The organism is Paenibacillus sp. J31R34, assembly GCF_059383715.1.
Genome location: NZ_JBXENU010000001.1, coordinates 1,011,340 through 1,028,018, shown reverse-complemented (window position 1 = coordinate 1,028,018; position 16,679 = coordinate 1,011,340). Strand labels below are relative to the sequence as shown.

Below are 16,679 nucleotides of genomic sequence, written 5' to 3'. Positions count from 1 at the left end.
GAATCGAAATGAACTCAAAAGCAAGCGTTAAAACGTCCCAGAAGGACTCCAAGCTAGCCGAGGCTATACTTCACATTATATTCATCGCTTTTAGTCTCGCATGTATTATGCCTATCGTGCTGATTGTCGCTATTTCGTTTTCAGAAGAAAAACAGCTAACGTTACAAGGCTACAAGTTCTGGCCTGACAAACTGGATGTATCCGCCTATCAGTATCTATTTACCAATTCCACAACACTCGTAAAAGCCTATGGGGTTAGCCTTAGCGTTACCATCATTGGAACGATAATTGCAGTATTATTAATTGCCTTATACGCCTATCCCATTTTCCGCAAGGATTTCCCTTTCAAAAAAGCATTTAATTTTTATCTTCTGATTACGATGCTTTTCTCAGGAGGGCTGGTTCCGTTCTATCTGCTATACGTCAACTTTTTGGAGCTGAAGGACTCGTTCGCCGCGCTCATTCTTCCTGGCCTTTCGAACGCGTTTTATATCTTCATTACTCGTACCTTCTTTCAGCAGACCATTCCGGAAGAGATGATTGAATCGGGTAAATTAGACGGAGCATCGGAGTGGCGAATTTTCTTCCAGCTGGTTCTTCCTATTTCTCTTCCAGTCCTCGCAACTGTGGGTTTGTTCACGACGCTGATGTATTGGAACGATTGGTTCAATTCTATGTTATTCATTAATGATACTGATAAATTTTCCTTGCAGTATGTCATGATTCAAATGATTCGCCAAGCGGAGTTTTTTAAAAATCAATTGGCGGGAAGCGGCGTAGCTCTTATGGTGCAAGAAGCGGTTCCAACGGAAAGTCTTCGCATGGCGATGGTAGTCGTCTCTATTGGTCCTATTCTATTCGTCTATCCGTTCTTCCAGAAGTATTTCACCAAGGGACTTACCATCGGAGCTATTAAAGGTTGATTCGTCTAACTCTAGCTAAACGGCTGGTTAGAATATATGATTATATGAATAGGGGAGGCAACAAAATGAAGAAAGTGAAAGGGTACGGTATTGCGCTTGCTTGGTTAACTGTGACCATGCTGGCAATCTCCGGCTGCAGCAGCAATTCAGGCTCAACTGGTTCGCCTAGTGTAGAACCGGCGTCAACCAGCAAGTCATCCGGAGACAGCGAATCCGGCAATCCCGACATCTCGAAGTACCGCAAGCTCAAAGTGTATACCGTAGGTAATTTCCCTCAGAACGACTCGAAGGAAGTTATAGCAGAAATCAACAAATATTTGAAAGAGAAAATTAATGCCGAGATCGACTTTCAAGGACTTCCCTGGTCTACCTGGTCGGAAAAGATGGCGCTAGCCTACCAATCCGGTGAACAAGTAGACTTGACCTTTGCTCCGAACTGGGCTGATTTTGCTAACAATGTATCGAAGGGTGCTTTCCTCCCGCTCGATGATCTGTTAGCCCAATACGGACAAGGAATTACAGAGACGCTGGATCCCCGTTTTCTTGACGGCGGCAAAGTAGATGATAAAATCTATGCCATTCCAACGAATAAAGAAATTGGTGAAAGCCATACGATTATGTTTAGGAAGGATCTAGTAGATAAATATGGATTTGATGTCGACTCGATCAATACGCTAGAGGATTTGGAGCCATGGCTTCAAACGATTAAGGATAAAGAGCCTGGCATAGCTCCAATCTGGCTCTCTGGCAGCGGCTCCGATACACTTGGTTATTTCGACAAAACAAAGCCGAGTGTGGAGGAAAACTTTCGTTACGAGCTCGTAGCGGGTGCGCCTGCCGGAATCGTGCTGGACACGAAAACAGACAAGATGATCATCAGCTCTATGGAGTCCGATATGGCTATTTATCGAATGAGACTCTACAGTGACTGGTTTAAAAAGGGGTACATTAATCAAGATGCTGCAACAACCAAAACGAGTGCCGAAGACGCGCTGAAGGCCGGGAAAACGTGGATGAAGTTTGGGTCCGATAAACCGGATTCCGACAAAGAGGATTCCATCGCTACGGGTATTGAGCTCGTCAAGCTTAAAGGGAACGATCCCGAGATTAGCACAGCTAGCGTTAGCAACTCCATGATGGCAATAGGGCGTACATCCATCGATCCGGAGCGGACAATGATGCTGCTGAATCTTTTGCATACCGATAAGAAACTAATTAATCTGATTGACTTCGGTGTGGAAAACCGGCAATATGTCAAGGTAGAAGGTACGGATAATTTCATTAAGCTGCCGGATGGCGTGGCTACCCGTACGGATACGGGATGGGCTCCGGGCATCGAGTGGATGTTTGGCAATCAGACACTCACTTATTTGTGGGAAGGAGAAAGCGCTGACAAATGGGAGAAGTTCAAGGCTTATAATGAGAAATCCCATAAGGTGAAGTCATTCGGCTTTAACTTTAATACGGTACCCGTCAAAACGGAAGTGTCCGTCGTCAGCAATATTATTAAGGAATATCGCCCATTGCTTGAAACGGGAAGCTTGGACGCAGACAAGGTATTGGCTGAATACAACGAAAAGTTACAAGCCAACGGTATCGAGAACATCCGCGCCGAAGTTCAAAAGCAGTACGATGAATGGAAAGCGAAGCAAAAATAAGCAGGCAAAGGGGGAGACTGATGAGGTCTTTCCCCTTTTGTGCCTCACAGGCGTTAATAGGATAGGAAAAGGAGAGAAACTGTGAAATTATCTTTACAATTTAAAGTAAGCGCTCTCGTTCTGCTTCTAGTGACGCCTATTTTTCTTTTTTTATACTACACTAATATTTATTCTACAAACATTGTTCGGGAGAAAGTCGCAAAATCTGCATCGGATACACTGACCCTTCACTTAGGTGCTCTTGATGAATTGCTAGAGCAGACGAGCACTTATTTACTTCGCACATCAAACGAGAGCATGCTGCTGGAGCTATACTCGGAAAGTGATCCGGAAAGTGTTAATTATTATTTATCTATACGCAAATTAATGGATCAATGGTATAGCGATGTCAGCTACTACTCCAGTATTCGCAGCGTGTTTGTGTATCACCTTGATAGGGATGAACTCTTCCTCAGCAGCCAAAAAGAGTATTACAAGGAGAAGGACGCCATTCGATCCGGACTGTCTTCCCAGCTGAAGTCCTTCAAGCTTCCGACTTCCTTGAAGTGGGAAATCGTTACCGTCGGAGGTGAGCCGGTCTTGTTTAAGGTACTGCCTGATAAAAGTGGGAGGCTGCTCATCGGTGTACTAGTCAGCATTGACTCATTAGCACAGCCTTTAACCCAATTGGAGTCTGTGAGTAGCGACGAAAAGATCGGCATTATATCCAAAGATGGCAATCTGCTATGGGGGCAATTCTCGAAGGAGGATCTTGCTTTGCTCCGCAGTAAGTTGAATGATCAATCGAATCATGCTAGTGCATCCTTGCGCCTCAATGATGGGAGCAGCTATTTGTTTGTAGACAAACCGTCCAATTTCTCGGATCTCAACGTATTCATTCTATTGGATGAAGAATCACTTTTGGATGAGCTGCCCATGTTCCAACGCGTGATTAAAGCGATTCCTATCGCGGTTGTTGTCATATTGGTTATTATGTTCTTTCTACTAAACCGGCTCGTGTTTAAGCCTATTCAACAGTTGACCAGCGGGATGCGCATACTTGGAAAGGGACAATTGGATTACCGTCTTAAGGAAGGGAAATCGAAGGAGTTCCAGTTGATTACAGAGCAGTTCAATCGGATGGCCGAACAAATCGGTAATCTTAAAATCGATGTATATGAAGAGAAAATGAAAGTGCAGCAAGCAGAACTTAAGCATCTTCAAGCTCAGATAAACCCGCATTTTTTCTTGAACTCTTTGAATATTGTCTTTCATCTTGTAGAGCTTCAGAAGTATTCGCTGATTAAGAAAATGATTGCCCATCTCGTTTCCTATTTCAGATTCATTATGAGCACTAACGATACGTGGATTACGCTTACTAGTGAATTGAATCATATTCGAAATTATATGGAAATACAGATGGTTATGTACCCAGGCAAGCTTAGCTTTCAGGATAGATTCCCGAAGGAGCTAGAGAATGCGCTCATACCACCCTTGCTTGTGCAGCCGTTCGTGGAGAATGCGATTAAGCATGGATTTATTAATAACACAAAACCATTTAGAGTCAACATTACGATAAATGAAGAAGTCGGCAAAGATGACGCTCTGTGGATGGTCATCCAAATCAGCGACTCTGGTCCGGGCTTCTCTGAGCTGCAGCTCGAAAGGCTTAACCTAGGATTGTATGAAAAAGATCCGACAGACCGCCAATTAGGGATATGGAATGTACGCCGACGCTTGAGTATGTTCTATAATGAACAGGCGAGTATCACCTTTTGCAATGATCCTCAGGGCGGTGGAGTTATAAAAATAATGTTGCCTATACATAGGGGGCTGTGATCTTACATATGTACCGGATATTGATCGTCGATGACCAATATTTTGCCTTGCTTGGTTTGCAACAAGGCGTGAATTGGAACGAATTAGGTATTGCCGATGTCAATCTGGCGGAAAATGTAGAACAAGCAGTGGAGTGCCTGGAGCGCCATCCTGTAGATTTGCTTATTTGTGATATTGAGATGCCAGGGAGGAGCGGGCTGGAATTATTGGTCTGGGTATCGCAGCACTCACCGGACACACTAACGATTATGCTGACTTGCCATGCTGATTTTGAGTATGCACAGCATGCCATCCAGCATGGGGCGTTCCATTATTTGTTGAAGCCTGTTGATTACGAGCAATTGAAACAGGTGGCCAGCGAAGCTATCGCAGAAGTCGCCAGGAAGAAAGAGCAGCATAAGTTTGAAATGCTTATACAAGACTATCGAACAAAATGGGAGCATCAGCTGCCTATATTAGTGGAACGCTTCTGGCAAGACATCCTTAGCCAGCGCACATCCCTTCTCCCGGAATCATTGCAAAGATCTACGGAAACTTGCGGCCTGGACTTCAAAAAGGATGATCGTTATATACTAGTTCTGTTAGGCCTGGAACAATGGAAGGAAAATTTAAGCGCTCGTGATGAGGCTATTATGGAGTACGCCCTTCGCAATTTGGCTGGAGAGCTGCTCCTGAGAGGGCTAGAGGGCGTCGTACTTCAGGATCATGTAGGTCTCAATTTGGCGATTGTATATGTGAGAGACGAAGAGGTTCTTGTTGGTAACGTACTGGGTTACAATTGTCGGCAGTTCCTGAATGAGTGCAAACGGATTCTTCATTGTTCCTTGTCGATTTATATCAGCCCGACGGTATTCCTGCCGGAGATCGTTAGCGCTTATGCTCACGTGACAGAAAGAGAGCAAAGCAACCTAAACAGCTCACAGCAAGTTTTCACTCCGGCCTATCCGCCTTCCGCTAGGCTGTTGAATCAGATACCGGTAGTTGCTCCAATGAACTTGTTTGCAGAGTGGGCGACCATTCTAGAACTCGGCGAGCTTGATGAGCTGGATAGCCGTGTTAAGCAATGGTTCTGTAGCAGTGAGGCGATCACATGGACGAATGAATCGCATCGACAATTCATTCATGGCATTCTTTTTATAGTTCATACCATTCTGGCCAAGAAAGGTTTGTCTATGCACGAGTCAGTGGAATTAAAGCAATTATTGGATAAGGAAAGTTACCCAAAACACTCGGTAGGTTTGCAAAATTGGACGAGAGGGATTCTAGGGGTGACCGTATTACTTCTTAGGACAAGCAAGAATGTTTCCTCTACCGTCGTCACCAAGATCAGACATTACATTCGTTCACGCTTGAATCAGGAAATCAATCGCGAAGAACTGGCCGCCCATGTCTATCTAAACCCGGCGTATTTATCCAGATTATTCAAGAAGGAGACCGGATTATCCTTGTCGGACGCTATTATTCAGGAACGAATACAGGAGGCCAAACGATTGCTGGAAGAAACCGAATACAAGATTACCGATATTGCGGAGAATGTAGGGTATACCAGCTTGGGAAGCTTCTCTAACTTATTCAAAAGAGTTGTCGGCGTAACGCCGCAGCTCTATCGGGCCCGGAAAAAAACGAATAATTAATATTGTCAACCGTGTGAAAGTAACGCGGGCAATTCGCTTGTGTTACTTTCGAAGGAACCAGTCGTGACCAGGTACTAGATAATATGCAAGCCAAGTTCGACACTGGAACAGTTGATCTACAATATCCATGATCTTAGTGTTACGGCTGTCTCTAAACAAGCTAGACGACATTGTCAATAGTTTGGTACAATATATGAGAACGTTGTTTTAAATTATAAAACGAAAGGAGGAGAATACATTCCATGCCCATCATTCAATCACTCGACCGGGCACTTACTATTCTTGATTTGTTTGATGAGCATAATCGAGTATTGAAAATAACCGAGATCAGTGTCAGGGTCGGCTTGCATAAAAGTACTGTGCATTCCCTGCTTAAGACGCTTCAACATCATCGCTACATTGAACAGGATGAGAACGGGCTGTATCGGCTCGGCATGCGTCTGCTGGAGAAGGGGCAGCTGCTATTGCAGAGCTTTGACATCCGGGAGATCGCAAGAGGACCGATGGATGCACTGTCAGGGAAGACGGGACAGACTGTTCATCTTGTCATCCGGGACGGAGCGGAAGGCGTCTATATTGATAAGGTTGAAGGCAGCAAAGCAGCCATTCGATATTCCCGGATTGGCCGACGTGTACCACTGCACAGCAGCGCAGTCGGCAAGATGCTAGCGGCTTACGTGCCGGAGGCTGAGCTGGAGCGGTTGCTGGAGAAATACGACTATTCCATTCATACGCCACATACGATCTCAAACAAGTCGGACTTCCTGAAAGAGCTGATCTCCTCGCGAAATGCGGGCGTCGCCTACGACCGGGAAGAGAATGAAGCAGGTGTCCGTTGTGCCGCGGCGCCGGTGTATGACCACAGCGGCCACATTACGGCGGCGATCAGCATCTCGACGATGACGTCAACAGTCGGAGATGAGGAATTAGCGGCTTTCGTCCTGCTTTTGCAGGAGACGGCAGAACAGATTTCACGCGGACTCGGCCACCGTCCAAGATAATGCGATTATACGCAAAGATTCTGGGCGGATCTTTTTTATTACAATATAAGAACGCGGTTTTATAATGTAAAACAATTTGATTGGAGGTCATGTCATTATGCGTATATTTCGTTACCTCGAAAACTCGCTTCCCTATTTGGGAGTAAAGACAGAAGACGGAGATTCTTATCGGCTCGATGCGCCGGATCTTATGACACTCGTCGCAAATGCCCGCACCGCTGGATTGACAACCGCTGCTTATGTTGAGACGATGCTCGGAAGTCTCTCGCCGATAGGCGCTCCCGCCGAAACGCTGAACCTGACGACGCCGCTGGACGCACCGGAGGTATGGGCGGCAGGTGTGACCTATCAGCGCAGCCGTGAGGCGCGAAATTATGAGGCGACGGATGGAAGGCTCGATGCGGCCACATTTTACGACAAGGTGTACGAGGCCGAACGGCCGGAGCTGTTTATGAAATCGACAGCAGCTCGTACCGTTGGACCTGGTGAGCCGGTATGCCTAAGAAGCGACTCCTCGTGGCAGGTGCCGGAGGCAGAGCTTGGGCTGGTCTTAGATAGTTCTGGCGTAATCGTCGGCTATACAGCTGGCAATGACATGAGCTGCCGCGACATCGAGGGCGAAAATCCTCTTTACCTGCCGCAGGCGAAAATTTGGAAGCGTTCCTGCTCGATCGGCCCGTTCGTCCGCTTGGCGGAGACGGTCGCTGACCCTTACGCGCTCTCAATTGCCTGCCGCATTTACCGGGACGGAGCGCTGGTCGTTGAAGAAACGGCTCATACCGGCCTGTTAAAGCGCAAACTGGAGGAGCTTGTCGGCTTCTTGAAACGGGATAACGAGCTGTTCGACGGTACGGTTTTGCTGACAGGCACCTGTCTCGTTCCGCCTAACCAGTTTACGTTGGCCTCTGGCGACCGCATCGAAATTGAAATCGAAGGTATAGGGACGCTGGTGAACACGGTAATTAGCACTCATGAGCTGGACATGGCTCCTAATCACGCCTAAGGGGGAAAAAATAATGGTAAACAGCGAATACACGGTGAACCCGGAAATTCCGGCCATAGATAACTATATCGGAGGCGAATGGAAGTCGCCTCTCTCTGGCAGCCGCAAGCCTGGCTGCAATCCGGCCCGCAACAGCGAAATCGTTAGCTTAACGCCCGACTCCGACTGCGACGATCTAGACATTGCGGTCGCATCCGCCGAGGCTGCCCGCCATGCCTGGCGTAAGCAAACCGGTGCTCAGCGCGGCGCCCTGCTGTTCAAGGCGGCTGATCTGCTGGAGAGTCGCTTGGAGGAGATCGGCCTTGCGATGACGCGCGAGATGGGCAAGACGCTTGGCGAGGCGAAGGGGGAGACGGCCCGCGGCGCAGCCATTTTACGCTATTACGCAGGCGAAGGTATGCGTCCGGTCGGTGATGTGATTCCGGCAACAGACGCAGAAGCGTTAATGTTCACGACCCGCGCGCCGCTCGGCGTCGTCGGCGTCATTTCACCCTGGAATTTCCCTGTAGCGATTCCCGTTTGGAAAATAGCGCCTGCACTGGTTTACGGAAACACTGTCGTTTGGAAGCCGGCGGCAGAGACGGCTGTTACCGCCTCGCTGATCATGGCTTGCTTCCATGAAGCTGGCTTTCCAGCCGGCGTTGTGAATATGGTTATTGGCAACGGTGCCGTCATTGGGCAGGGTATCGCCGAGCATCCGGGCATTCACGCCGTAACCTTTACGGGCTCTGACGCGGTCGGCAAGCGTGTCGGCCAGACAGCTCTAGCACGCGGGGCGAAGTATCAGCTGGAGATGGGCGGTAAAAATCCAATTATCATCGCATCCGACGCCGATCTGGACCTCGCGGTTGATGCGACAATCAGCGGAGGGCTTCGCTCAACCGGCCAAAAGTGTACCGCAACAAGCCGCGTTATCGTCGTGCGTGATGTTTACGAGACGTTCAGGTCGAAATTGCTCGACAAGGTGGAAAGGCTAAAGGTGGGCGATGGCTTGAACGCGGAGACGTGGCTTGGCCCATGTGCCAGCCGGAAGCAGTATGAAACCGTGCTGGATTACATTCGCAAGGGCAAGGAGGAAGGCGCGGAGCTTCTCATCGGCGGTGAGCGGCCGGACGATCCGGCACTCGCGGACGGCTACTTCATCACACCGGCCGTGTTCGATCGGGTAATGCCGAAGATGGCCATTGCGCGGGAGGAAATTTTCGGGCCAGTGCTGGCACTGATTGAGGCGCGTGACCTTGATGAGGCGATTGAACTCGCGAACGATACGGAATATGGACTCAGTGCCTCCCTTTATACGAGCAATCTGGGTTATGCACTGAAGTTTATTCAGGAAACGGATGCAGGACTCGTCCGGGTTAACGCCGAGACAGCGGGCGTGGAGCTGCAGGCGCCGTTCGGAGGAATGAAAGGCTCCAGCTCCCATTCTCGCGAGCAGGGACAGGCGGCCATCGAGTTTTACACAGCAGTGAAAACGGTGTTCATGAAGCCTTAACCAGAAGGGGATACGCGCGATGGAGGATCTGTTGAAAAACGTTATGGGACCGGACGGAGCGGATTATTTCGAGGTGACCACACATGCGGCTGGGCCGCCTGGCAAGCTCCCGCTGACCCCGGAGCTTCTTCTGAACGAGCCTAGCGGCAATCTGTTCGGCTGGAGCCAGAACGTCGGCATGGGATGGCAGACGGATCGCTTGCAGGGCAGGGAGGTTCTGATTTTGGGCACGCTTGGTGGTATCCGCAATGAGGACGGCACACCTGCCGCGCTTGGCTACCACACCGGCCACTGGGAGATCGGCCTGTTAATGAAGGCGGCGGCGAAAGAGATTGCCGACATGGGCGGTATCCCGTTCGCCGCTCATGTTAGTGATCCGTGCGACGGACGCTCGCAGGGCACGCCGGGCATGTTTGATTCACTGCCTTACCGCAACGACGCAGCAATGGTCATGCGCCGGCTGATCCGTTCGCTGCCTAACCGAGCGGCCGTTGTGGGCGTTGCGACGTGCGATAAGGGTCTGCCTGCGATGATGCTGGCGCTTGCCGGAATGAAAAGCCTGCCTGGCGTTATTGTGCCAGGCGGCGTTACGCTGCCGCCGACGAATGGCGAGGATGCTGGCAAAATCCAGACGATTGGCGCCCGATACGCGAACGGCGAGCTGTCGTTGGAGGAAGCTGCCGATCTTGGCTGCCGAGCCTGCGCGACGCCGGGCGGCGGCTGCCAGTTCCTCGGAACGGCGGGAACGGCGCAGGTCGTGGCAGAGGCACTAGGAATGACTGTGCCTCACGCCGCGTTGGCCCCGTCAGGCCAACCGGTCTGGACGGAGATGGCGCGCCAATCCGCCCGTGCGGCCATGGCGCTTGCAAGCAAGGGCCTCACGCTTGGTGACCTGCTGACGGACGCGTCTATCCGTAACGCTATGGTTGTTCATGCGGCTTTCGGCGGCTCCACAAACCTGCTGCTGCACATTCCTGCGATTGCTCACGCAGCAGGTCTCACGGTGCCGAACGCCGGGGACTGGGCAGCAATCAACCGCAACGTTCCTCGACTGGTCAGTGTGCTACCTAATGGGCCTGTTCCTCATCCGACAGTCCGTGTGTTTCTTGCCGGGGGAGTGCCGGAGGTGATGCTGCATCTCCGGCGGCTCGGCGTGCTGGATGTAAGCGTACTCACCGCGAGCGGTGTCACACTGAACGAGACGCTGGACTGGTGGGAGACGTCCGAGCGGCGGAAGAGCATGCGAAACTATCTTGCTGAGCGGGAAGGGATCGACCCGGATACAGTCATATACAGCCCAGATCGGGCACGGACCGCTGGCTTGACGCCGACCGTTACGTTCCCATCCGGAAATATCGCGCCGGAAGGCTCCGTCATTAAGTCGACGGCCATCGACCCTTCGGTTCTTGACGTCGAGGGCGTATTCCGGCATGTTGGACGGGTAAAGGTGTACACGACCGAGCGCGATGCGATCCGTGCAATCAAGACCGGTGGCATATTAGCTGGCGACATATTGGCTCTGATCGGCCGCGGCCCGGCAGGAACCGGGATGGAGGAGACCTACCAGTTGACGTCGGCGCTGAAGCATCTGACATTCGGCAAGCAGGTGACGCTCCTGACCGACGCTAGGTTCTCCGGCGTGTCGACTGGCGCCTGTATCGGACATATCGGTCCGGAAGCGCTCGCAGGTGGTCCAGTCGGGCGCCTGCGAGACGGGGATTGGGTAGACATCCGCATCGACACGCGCAAGTTAGAGGGCTCAATCGATATGGTCGGCTGCGGCGAGCTGCCGGATACGCCGGAGGCAGGGGCAGCGATCCTTTCCGCTAGATCGCCGCATCCCTCTCTTGCGGAGGACCCGGAGCTCCCGGACGATACCCGTCTTTGGGCCGCGCTGCAGTCTGCCAGCGGCGGAACCTGGAAAGGTTGTGTTTATGATACGAGCCGCATTATTCGGACGCTGGAAGCAGGCATGCGCATGCTCGCAGCGGAAGCCGACGGTGAAGAAGTCTAATTAACTGAATTTTTTAATGTGGATTTATAGTGACTCTTGATACGGATTCGCATTCACCTCTTTTACAAGCAAGCAACATGATAACCGATTTAGAAGGTGGACTAATTTAAAGTAAACAAAAGCAGGGGCATAATCCGTGATGGATTTGCCCCTGCTTTTGTTTACTGCTTGCCTAACTTCAATCCCAGCTTCTCAGCGTTATGTCTAATAAGCTCTACTAAAGCAGTGAGCTCATAGCCCATTGATTTGGCTGCAGGGATATAGCCACCATATGCCAATGACATGGTTACAAAGCTGAGAATTTTGTTAAACAATTAGCTCTTATGAGTCATGTGTTAAGAAGTAGAAATAAGCGACAATAGACATATGCTTATAAGTTCTATTGTCAATCTCAAAGGGGGATATTCGCACTGTATAAACAAATTAAATGGTTAATTTTAATTATACCAACTCTAACCATTTGGATATGGGAGTATGTTCGGCATGAATATTTATTACCCTATATATCGATGGATGCGGGGAATTGGATTTCACCGTTGATTGTATTTGTAGTCACGTTGCTGCTGATCACGCGGCTTTTTACAATTTTAGAAGCGATTCAAGAGGAACTGCAGCAAGCAAGGCTGATAAAAATGGCACTTCAGGAGCGTGAAAAGCTGGCTAAAGAACTTCATGATGGCGTTGCCCAGTCCTTATTTTTGGTTTCTGTTCAGCTCGAGCAGCTTAAACCAATTATGGAACAAGACGAGAAGCTGCTGTCTATTAAAAATACGGTACGGGAGGTCAATGAATACGTTCGTCAGTCCATTTCCCATTTGAAATATCCGCCTGAGGTAGCCGTTGGACCTTGGAATGATTCCATTAGCAACTTAATTAATGAGCTACATTTCGATTCAGATATAAATACCGAATATAGTTGGCCAATATCAGAAATTAATTTAACGGATAAGGAAAAAATAGCATTATACGCATTTCTTAGAGAAGGATTGCTTAATATTCGAAAGCATGCGAAGGAAGTCAATCATATTCGGATTCGCTTAGAATCAACAGAATGCGGCTGGACATGCCGGATTTCAGACAATGGATTAGGCTTTACCGATGATCCGTTGCTCAAGGAAGGCAGTTATGGCTTGAAATTTTTAGAGAAACGGACAGTAGAGTTGGGTTGGGAACTCCAATTGAGACGAGAATCGGAAAGAACCGTACTTGAAGTGATACAGCAGGAAGCAGGTGTAGCTTAAATGACCAATCAACAAGTACGCGTTCTTATTGTAGACGATCATCAGGAGGGAGTTATATGAATAGTAAGCTTAAGAACGGTTCTGTAATAGGCGTCCTTCTAGGTGTGTTGGTATTATCGGCATGTGGAAGTTCAGGTGCTGACGCTACAACGAATCATAACCGTACAGAAGAAATGAGTGTCCAAAATGGCGATCCAGAAATCATATACAAGAAGAAATGCATGTCCTGCCATGGTACTGATCTTCAAGGTAGAAGAGGGCCCAGTCTCCAGAGCATTGGAAGTCGATTAACGGAAGAGGAAATCGTTGACGTTGTTACAAACGGCAAAAATGGAATGCCCAAGTTTGAAAAAAACATTTCGTCAGAGGATATTCAAAGTGTTTCCAAATGGTTGTCGGAACAAAAGTCTAGATAAAAACGGCCGCGCTGTAATGATGCAGCGCGGCCGTTTTTGTTTTGTTCCTAATTCAACCTTCATCCTACTAGGCCTGCCTTGCTAAATATGTAGCCTACCCCTCGCACCGTTTTGATCATGGCTCCTATATCCGGTGAAAGGGGGGTCAGCTTTTCGCGAAGACGTTTGATATGTGTGTCTACCGTTCGGTAATCGTTTACTTCAGACTGTCTCCATATGATACCAAGAAGATGAGCACGCGTGTGAACGATATCTGCATGAAGCGCAAGATAATAGAGTAGATCGAATTCTTTTAGAGACAGGTGGATTTCCGTGCCATCTACTAGAATACGGTGAGCAGATGGATTAATGGTGAGTCTACTTAACTGTATAGTTGGATATTCCGTTCTGCTAGTTGCTTTCAGGGCTTGAGCAGTGCTTCTTCTAAGAATAGCTTTGGTTCGCCATATCATTTCTTTATAGGAAAATGGCTTTTCTAAACAATCATCGGCTCCTGCTTCAAAGCCAGCTAATCGCTGGTCTTCCTTGCCATTCTCTGTAATTAACATAATGGGGGTTTGTAGTCTTTTCCTGATGGCGATGCACGATTGAATATTACTCAAGCCGGTTTCCGCATGGTCAATAATGATTAAACCATAATGATTGCGATCTGGTTTAAGCCAAGCATTTTTCACATGAGACGTGGTGTCTGTAGGATAGCCCTCTTTCAAAAAAAAGGAATTCAATTGAGCTTGGGTATGTTTTTCCTGACTAATAATGAGAATAACACTTTTCTTTTGTTTCAAGGTAGCGACCCTCCATTAAGCAATGAGTTGAATCAGCAAGGTTATATTAGCTGACTATCTTGCATCATTATGCTCTTTACGAACATGAAGTCATATGCCTCGATATAGCTAAAAATCGATAAAATGTAACGAACTAATGAACAATACGCGAAGCAGAAGAAGATAATAAAAACCAGCCATCCTAAGTCGGAATAGCTGGTTGGGAGAAGCTCAATTAAATTTTCCAATGTCATTTTAACGGATTATTTTTCTTTAAGGAGAGCATTAATGTCTTTCAAAATAGCGGAGTTATCCATTTCTTCACCCATGCGATAGACCTTGCGAATTTGATGATTGGCATCCAGCAGCATGAGGGAGGTTACCGTATGTACAAACTGATCATCTTCCAGCTTTTGAATCGCAATCCCATACTCTCTTGCTTTCTCAATCGTATAGGCCTCGTCTCCACGCAGCAGCTTCCAGCCTGACCGATCAATACCCATACGCTCGGCATAAGCTGCAAAAACCTCCGGTGTATCCGAATTAGGGTCAAAGGTTATGGCTGCGAATTGTACATTTTCTCCAAAACGGCCCTGTTTCTTCAATTCATCCTGCAGCAGCACCATATTATATGTCGTTGCAGGGCAAATATCAGGACAGCTTGTGAACATAAATTCGATCAGCATTACTTTTCCCAAACTGTCGCTCAAATTATAGGCTGTGCCATCCAGCTCCTGAAGGGTGAAGGCTGGAGCTTCTCTCAATACAGGAAGCTTGCTGCTTCCTCCTTGAAACGTATACACAAGATAAGCGATCAAGGCCGCCACGAAAATAATGACTGCGATAAGAAGGGGGCTGCGCTTTTTTGTTATCATACCTGATTATCCTTATCACTTACGACTGGATGAGAAACGATGCTATCTTGCAGTTCATTGTCCTCCTGTACAAGCTTCGCTCCGTTGAGCATAACGTAAGCGCCGCCACCTAAAAATAATCCTCCTAAAATAAACCAATACAGCATGTCTCGTTCTCCCTTCTTCGTACTCATTCATTATATAAGCAAAGCATGATGCAACTTAATGACTCGTAGGAGCTATTTTCACAATCATAAAGAACAAATGTCACACGATAGTCAATATTGTGCCTTTTTTCACAAAGTAGCCGCTTTTTCGTGACAGCATTGTCACACGTACCCGCTCAATGGGGCCATACAAAAACATCGATGATGATCTATAATGATGATTATCTGAAAAGTGAGTGAAGAAAATCACATACTTTTTTCAGTACATAACATGCAGAAAAGAGGTAACCACCTAGATGGACGTAGTAGAATTAGCACGCCTTCAGTTTGCAACGACAACGATCCTTCATTTTGTCTTTGTCCCCATATCCATAGGTTTGTCTTTGCTTGTGGCTATCATGGAAACGATGTATGTCATTACAAAAAAAGAATTGTACAAGAAGATGACAAAGTTTTGGGCGCATTTTCTGTTGATCAACTTTGCTGTTGGCGTCGTTACTGGTATTTTGCAGGAATTTCAATTCGGGATGAACTGGTCTGACTTTTCACGCTTTGTTGGAGATGTGTTTGGGACTCCTCTAGCCATTGAAGCGCTTCTAGCTTTTTTTCTGGAATCTACCTTTATCGGACTATGGGTATTCGGCTGGGATCGCTTATCCAAGGGCGTCCATCTTGCCTGCATGTGGCTGGTATCCATTGGAACGATGTTATCGGCATTCTGGATTTTGACGGCGAATTCATTTATGCAGCGCCCCGTCGGATTTGCTTTGAATAATGGTCGGGCAGAAATGGTCGATTTCTGGGCGCTTGTAACGAACGAACAGGTGCTTTGGGAGTTTCCGCACACGCTGTTTGCAGCCTTTGCAACAGGCGCATTTCTGATTGCAGGAATCAGCGCATGGAAGCTGCTTCGTAAAAAGGATATGGAGTTTTTTAAGCCCTCCTTTACTTTAAGCATCATCGTCGCCTTTGTATCGTCCATAGCCATTGCATTATTCGGCCATGGTCAGGCTCAATTTTTGGTGGAGACACAGCCTATGAAGATGGCTGCAAGCGAAGGCTTATGGGAAACGAGCAGTGACCCCGCACCTTGGACCGTTATTGCAGGCATTGATCCGGATAAGCAGGAGAATTCATTTGAGCTGAAAGTGCCTTACCTTCTCAGCTATCTCTCTTACAGCCAGTTCTCAGGCTCGGTTATTGGAATGAAGGAGCTTCAAGCTCGGTATGAGGCTGAGTATGGACCCGGAAATTATATCCCGCCTGTACGCACAACCTTCTGGAGCTTTCGCATTATGATTGCTTGCGGCAGTGCCATGATTTTATTAGGACTGTATGGAGCTTATCTTGCGGTGCGCAAAAAGCTTGAACAGTCAAATAAGCTGTTTATGCGCGTGATGATGTTTGCAATCGCTCTGCCGTTTATGGCGAATACCTCCGGCTGGATTATGACAGAGGTAGGCCGTCAGCCGTGGACGGTATTTGGACTTCTGCAAACGAAGGATTCCGTCTCTACGACGACGAGCGCGGGGGAAGTGCTGTTTTCCTTCATTTTGTTTACCGTACTCTATGTCATTTTATTGGGTGTTCTCGCTTTTCTGTTTGTTCGCGAAGCTCGCAAAGGGCCGTATGCAGCCCATGAGCCAGAAATCGCCCTGCAGGATCCATATCATTTCAAGGAAGGGGTCTGA

The 16,679-nt window shown here is 48.2% G+C and carries 14 protein-coding genes; 11 read left to right on the top strand and 3 right to left on the bottom strand.

Annotation, left to right across the window (positions count from 1 at the left end):
- The first annotated feature begins 8 nt into the window (after positions 1-8).
- The 10 genes from AC50YG_RS04405 to AC50YG_RS04360 all read left to right on the top strand — a co-directional run bounded on the left by AC50YG_RS04405 (position 9) and on the right by AC50YG_RS04360 (position 13,203).
- Positions 9-923 (top strand): carbohydrate ABC transporter permease, encoded by a 915-nt coding sequence (locus tag AC50YG_RS04405; protein ID WP_494824959.1) that lies wholly within the window; start codon positions 9-11, stop codon positions 921-923.
- A 65-nt stretch (positions 924-988) separates the two neighbouring features.
- Positions 989-2,581 (top strand): ABC transporter substrate-binding protein, encoded by a 1,593-nt coding sequence (locus AC50YG_RS04400; RefSeq protein WP_494824958.1) that lies wholly within the window; start codon positions 989-991, stop codon positions 2,579-2,581.
- An 81-nt stretch (positions 2,582-2,662) separates the two neighbouring features.
- A complete protein-coding gene (locus AC50YG_RS04395) occupies positions 2,663-4,399 on the top strand; it encodes a sensor histidine kinase (protein WP_473755631.1) in 1,737 nt (578 codons plus the stop codon).
- Positions 4,400-4,407: 8 nt separating this feature from the next.
- Positions 4,408-6,033: a response regulator transcription factor gene (locus AC50YG_RS04390; protein WP_494824956.1), complete on the top strand. Its 1,626-nt coding sequence runs from the start codon at positions 4,408-4,410 to the stop codon at positions 6,031-6,033.
- A 242-nt stretch (positions 6,034-6,275) separates the two neighbouring features.
- Positions 6,276-7,034: an IclR family transcriptional regulator gene (locus AC50YG_RS04385; protein WP_473755633.1), complete on the top strand. Its 759-nt coding sequence runs from the start codon at positions 6,276-6,278 to the stop codon at positions 7,032-7,034.
- A gap of 97 nt (positions 7,035-7,131) precedes the next feature.
- Positions 7,132-8,037, top strand: a complete 906-nt coding sequence (locus tag AC50YG_RS04380) for a fumarylacetoacetate hydrolase family protein (protein WP_494824954.1) — start codon at positions 7,132-7,134, stop codon at positions 8,035-8,037.
- Between the two features lie 13 nt (positions 8,038-8,050).
- Positions 8,051-9,532, top strand: coding sequence for an alpha-ketoglutaric semialdehyde dehydrogenase GucD (gene gucD / locus AC50YG_RS04375; RefSeq protein ID WP_494824952.1), 1,482 nt, complete (start codon positions 8,051-8,053; stop codon positions 9,530-9,532).
- Positions 9,533-9,575: 43 nt separating this feature from the next.
- Positions 9,576-11,546, top strand: coding sequence for a YjhG/YagF family D-xylonate dehydratase (locus AC50YG_RS04370; protein WP_494825311.1), 1,971 nt, complete (start codon positions 9,576-9,578; stop codon positions 11,544-11,546).
- Between the two features lie 536 nt (positions 11,547-12,082).
- Positions 12,083-12,787, top strand: coding sequence for a sensor histidine kinase (locus tag AC50YG_RS04365; protein WP_494824950.1), 705 nt, complete (start codon positions 12,083-12,085; stop codon positions 12,785-12,787).
- A 56-nt stretch (positions 12,788-12,843) separates the two neighbouring features.
- The gene (locus AC50YG_RS04360; RefSeq protein WP_494824948.1) at positions 12,844-13,203 is read left to right on the top strand and encodes a c-type cytochrome; all 360 of its coding nucleotides are present in this window, start codon (positions 12,844-12,846) and stop codon (positions 13,201-13,203) included.
- A gap of 59 nt (positions 13,204-13,262) precedes the next feature.
- On the opposite strand, the gene AC50YG_RS04355 is transcribed toward AC50YG_RS04360, so the two are convergent.
- The 3 genes from AC50YG_RS04355 to AC50YG_RS04345 form a co-directional block, all read right to left on the bottom strand.
- The gene (locus AC50YG_RS04355; RefSeq protein ID WP_494824946.1) at positions 13,263-13,988 is read right to left on the bottom strand and encodes a response regulator transcription factor; all 726 of its coding nucleotides are present in this window, start codon (positions 13,986-13,988) and stop codon (positions 13,263-13,265) included.
- A 242-nt stretch (positions 13,989-14,230) separates the two neighbouring features.
- Positions 14,231-14,842 (bottom strand): SCO family protein, encoded by a 612-nt coding sequence (locus AC50YG_RS04350; RefSeq protein ID WP_473755650.1) that lies wholly within the window; start codon positions 14,840-14,842, stop codon positions 14,231-14,233.
- Positions 14,839-14,988: a hypothetical protein gene (locus tag AC50YG_RS04345; protein WP_494824944.1), complete on the bottom strand. Its 150-nt coding sequence runs from the start codon at positions 14,986-14,988 to the stop codon at positions 14,839-14,841. The genes AC50YG_RS04350 and AC50YG_RS04345 overlap by 4 nt, the downstream gene beginning before the upstream one ends.
- Before the next feature lie 296 nt (positions 14,989-15,284).
- On the opposite strand from AC50YG_RS04345, the gene AC50YG_RS04340 reads away from it, so the two are divergent.
- Positions 15,285-16,679, top strand: coding sequence for a cytochrome ubiquinol oxidase subunit I (locus tag AC50YG_RS04340; RefSeq protein WP_494824942.1), 1,395 nt, complete (start codon positions 15,285-15,287; stop codon positions 16,677-16,679).

Bases quoted from the DNA above. Each gene is read 5' to 3' on its own strand.
- AC50YG_RS04405 (WP_494824959.1), top strand. From the start codon at position 9: ATGAACTCAAAAGCAAGCGTTAAAACGTCCCAGAAGGACTCCAAGCTA.
- AC50YG_RS04400 (WP_494824958.1), top strand. From the start codon at position 989: ATGAAGAAAGTGAAAGGGTACGGTATTGCGCTTGCTTGGTTAACTGTG.
- AC50YG_RS04390 (WP_494824956.1), top strand. From the start codon at position 4,408: ATGTACCGGATATTGATCGTCGATGACCAATATTTTGCCTTGCTTGGT.
- AC50YG_RS04385 (WP_473755633.1), top strand. From the start codon at position 6,276: ATGCCCATCATTCAATCACTCGACCGGGCACTTACTATTCTTGATTTG.
- AC50YG_RS04380 (WP_494824954.1), top strand. From the start codon at position 7,132: ATGCGTATATTTCGTTACCTCGAAAACTCGCTTCCCTATTTGGGAGTA.
- gucD (WP_494824952.1), top strand. From the start codon at position 8,051: ATGGTAAACAGCGAATACACGGTGAACCCGGAAATTCCGGCCATAGAT.
- AC50YG_RS04370 (WP_494825311.1), top strand. From the start codon at position 9,576: ATGGGACCGGACGGAGCGGATTATTTCGAGGTGACCACACATGCGGCT.
- AC50YG_RS04360 (WP_494824948.1), top strand. From the start codon at position 12,844: ATGAATAGTAAGCTTAAGAACGGTTCTGTAATAGGCGTCCTTCTAGGT.
- AC50YG_RS04350 (WP_473755650.1), bottom strand. From the start codon at position 14,842: ATGATAACAAAAAAGCGCAGCCCCCTTCTTATCGCAGTCATTATTTTC.
- AC50YG_RS04345 (WP_494824944.1), bottom strand. From the start codon at position 14,988: ATGCTGTATTGGTTTATTTTAGGAGGATTATTTTTAGGTGGCGGCGCT.
- AC50YG_RS04340 (WP_494824942.1), top strand. From the start codon at position 15,285: ATGGACGTAGTAGAATTAGCACGCCTTCAGTTTGCAACGACAACGATC.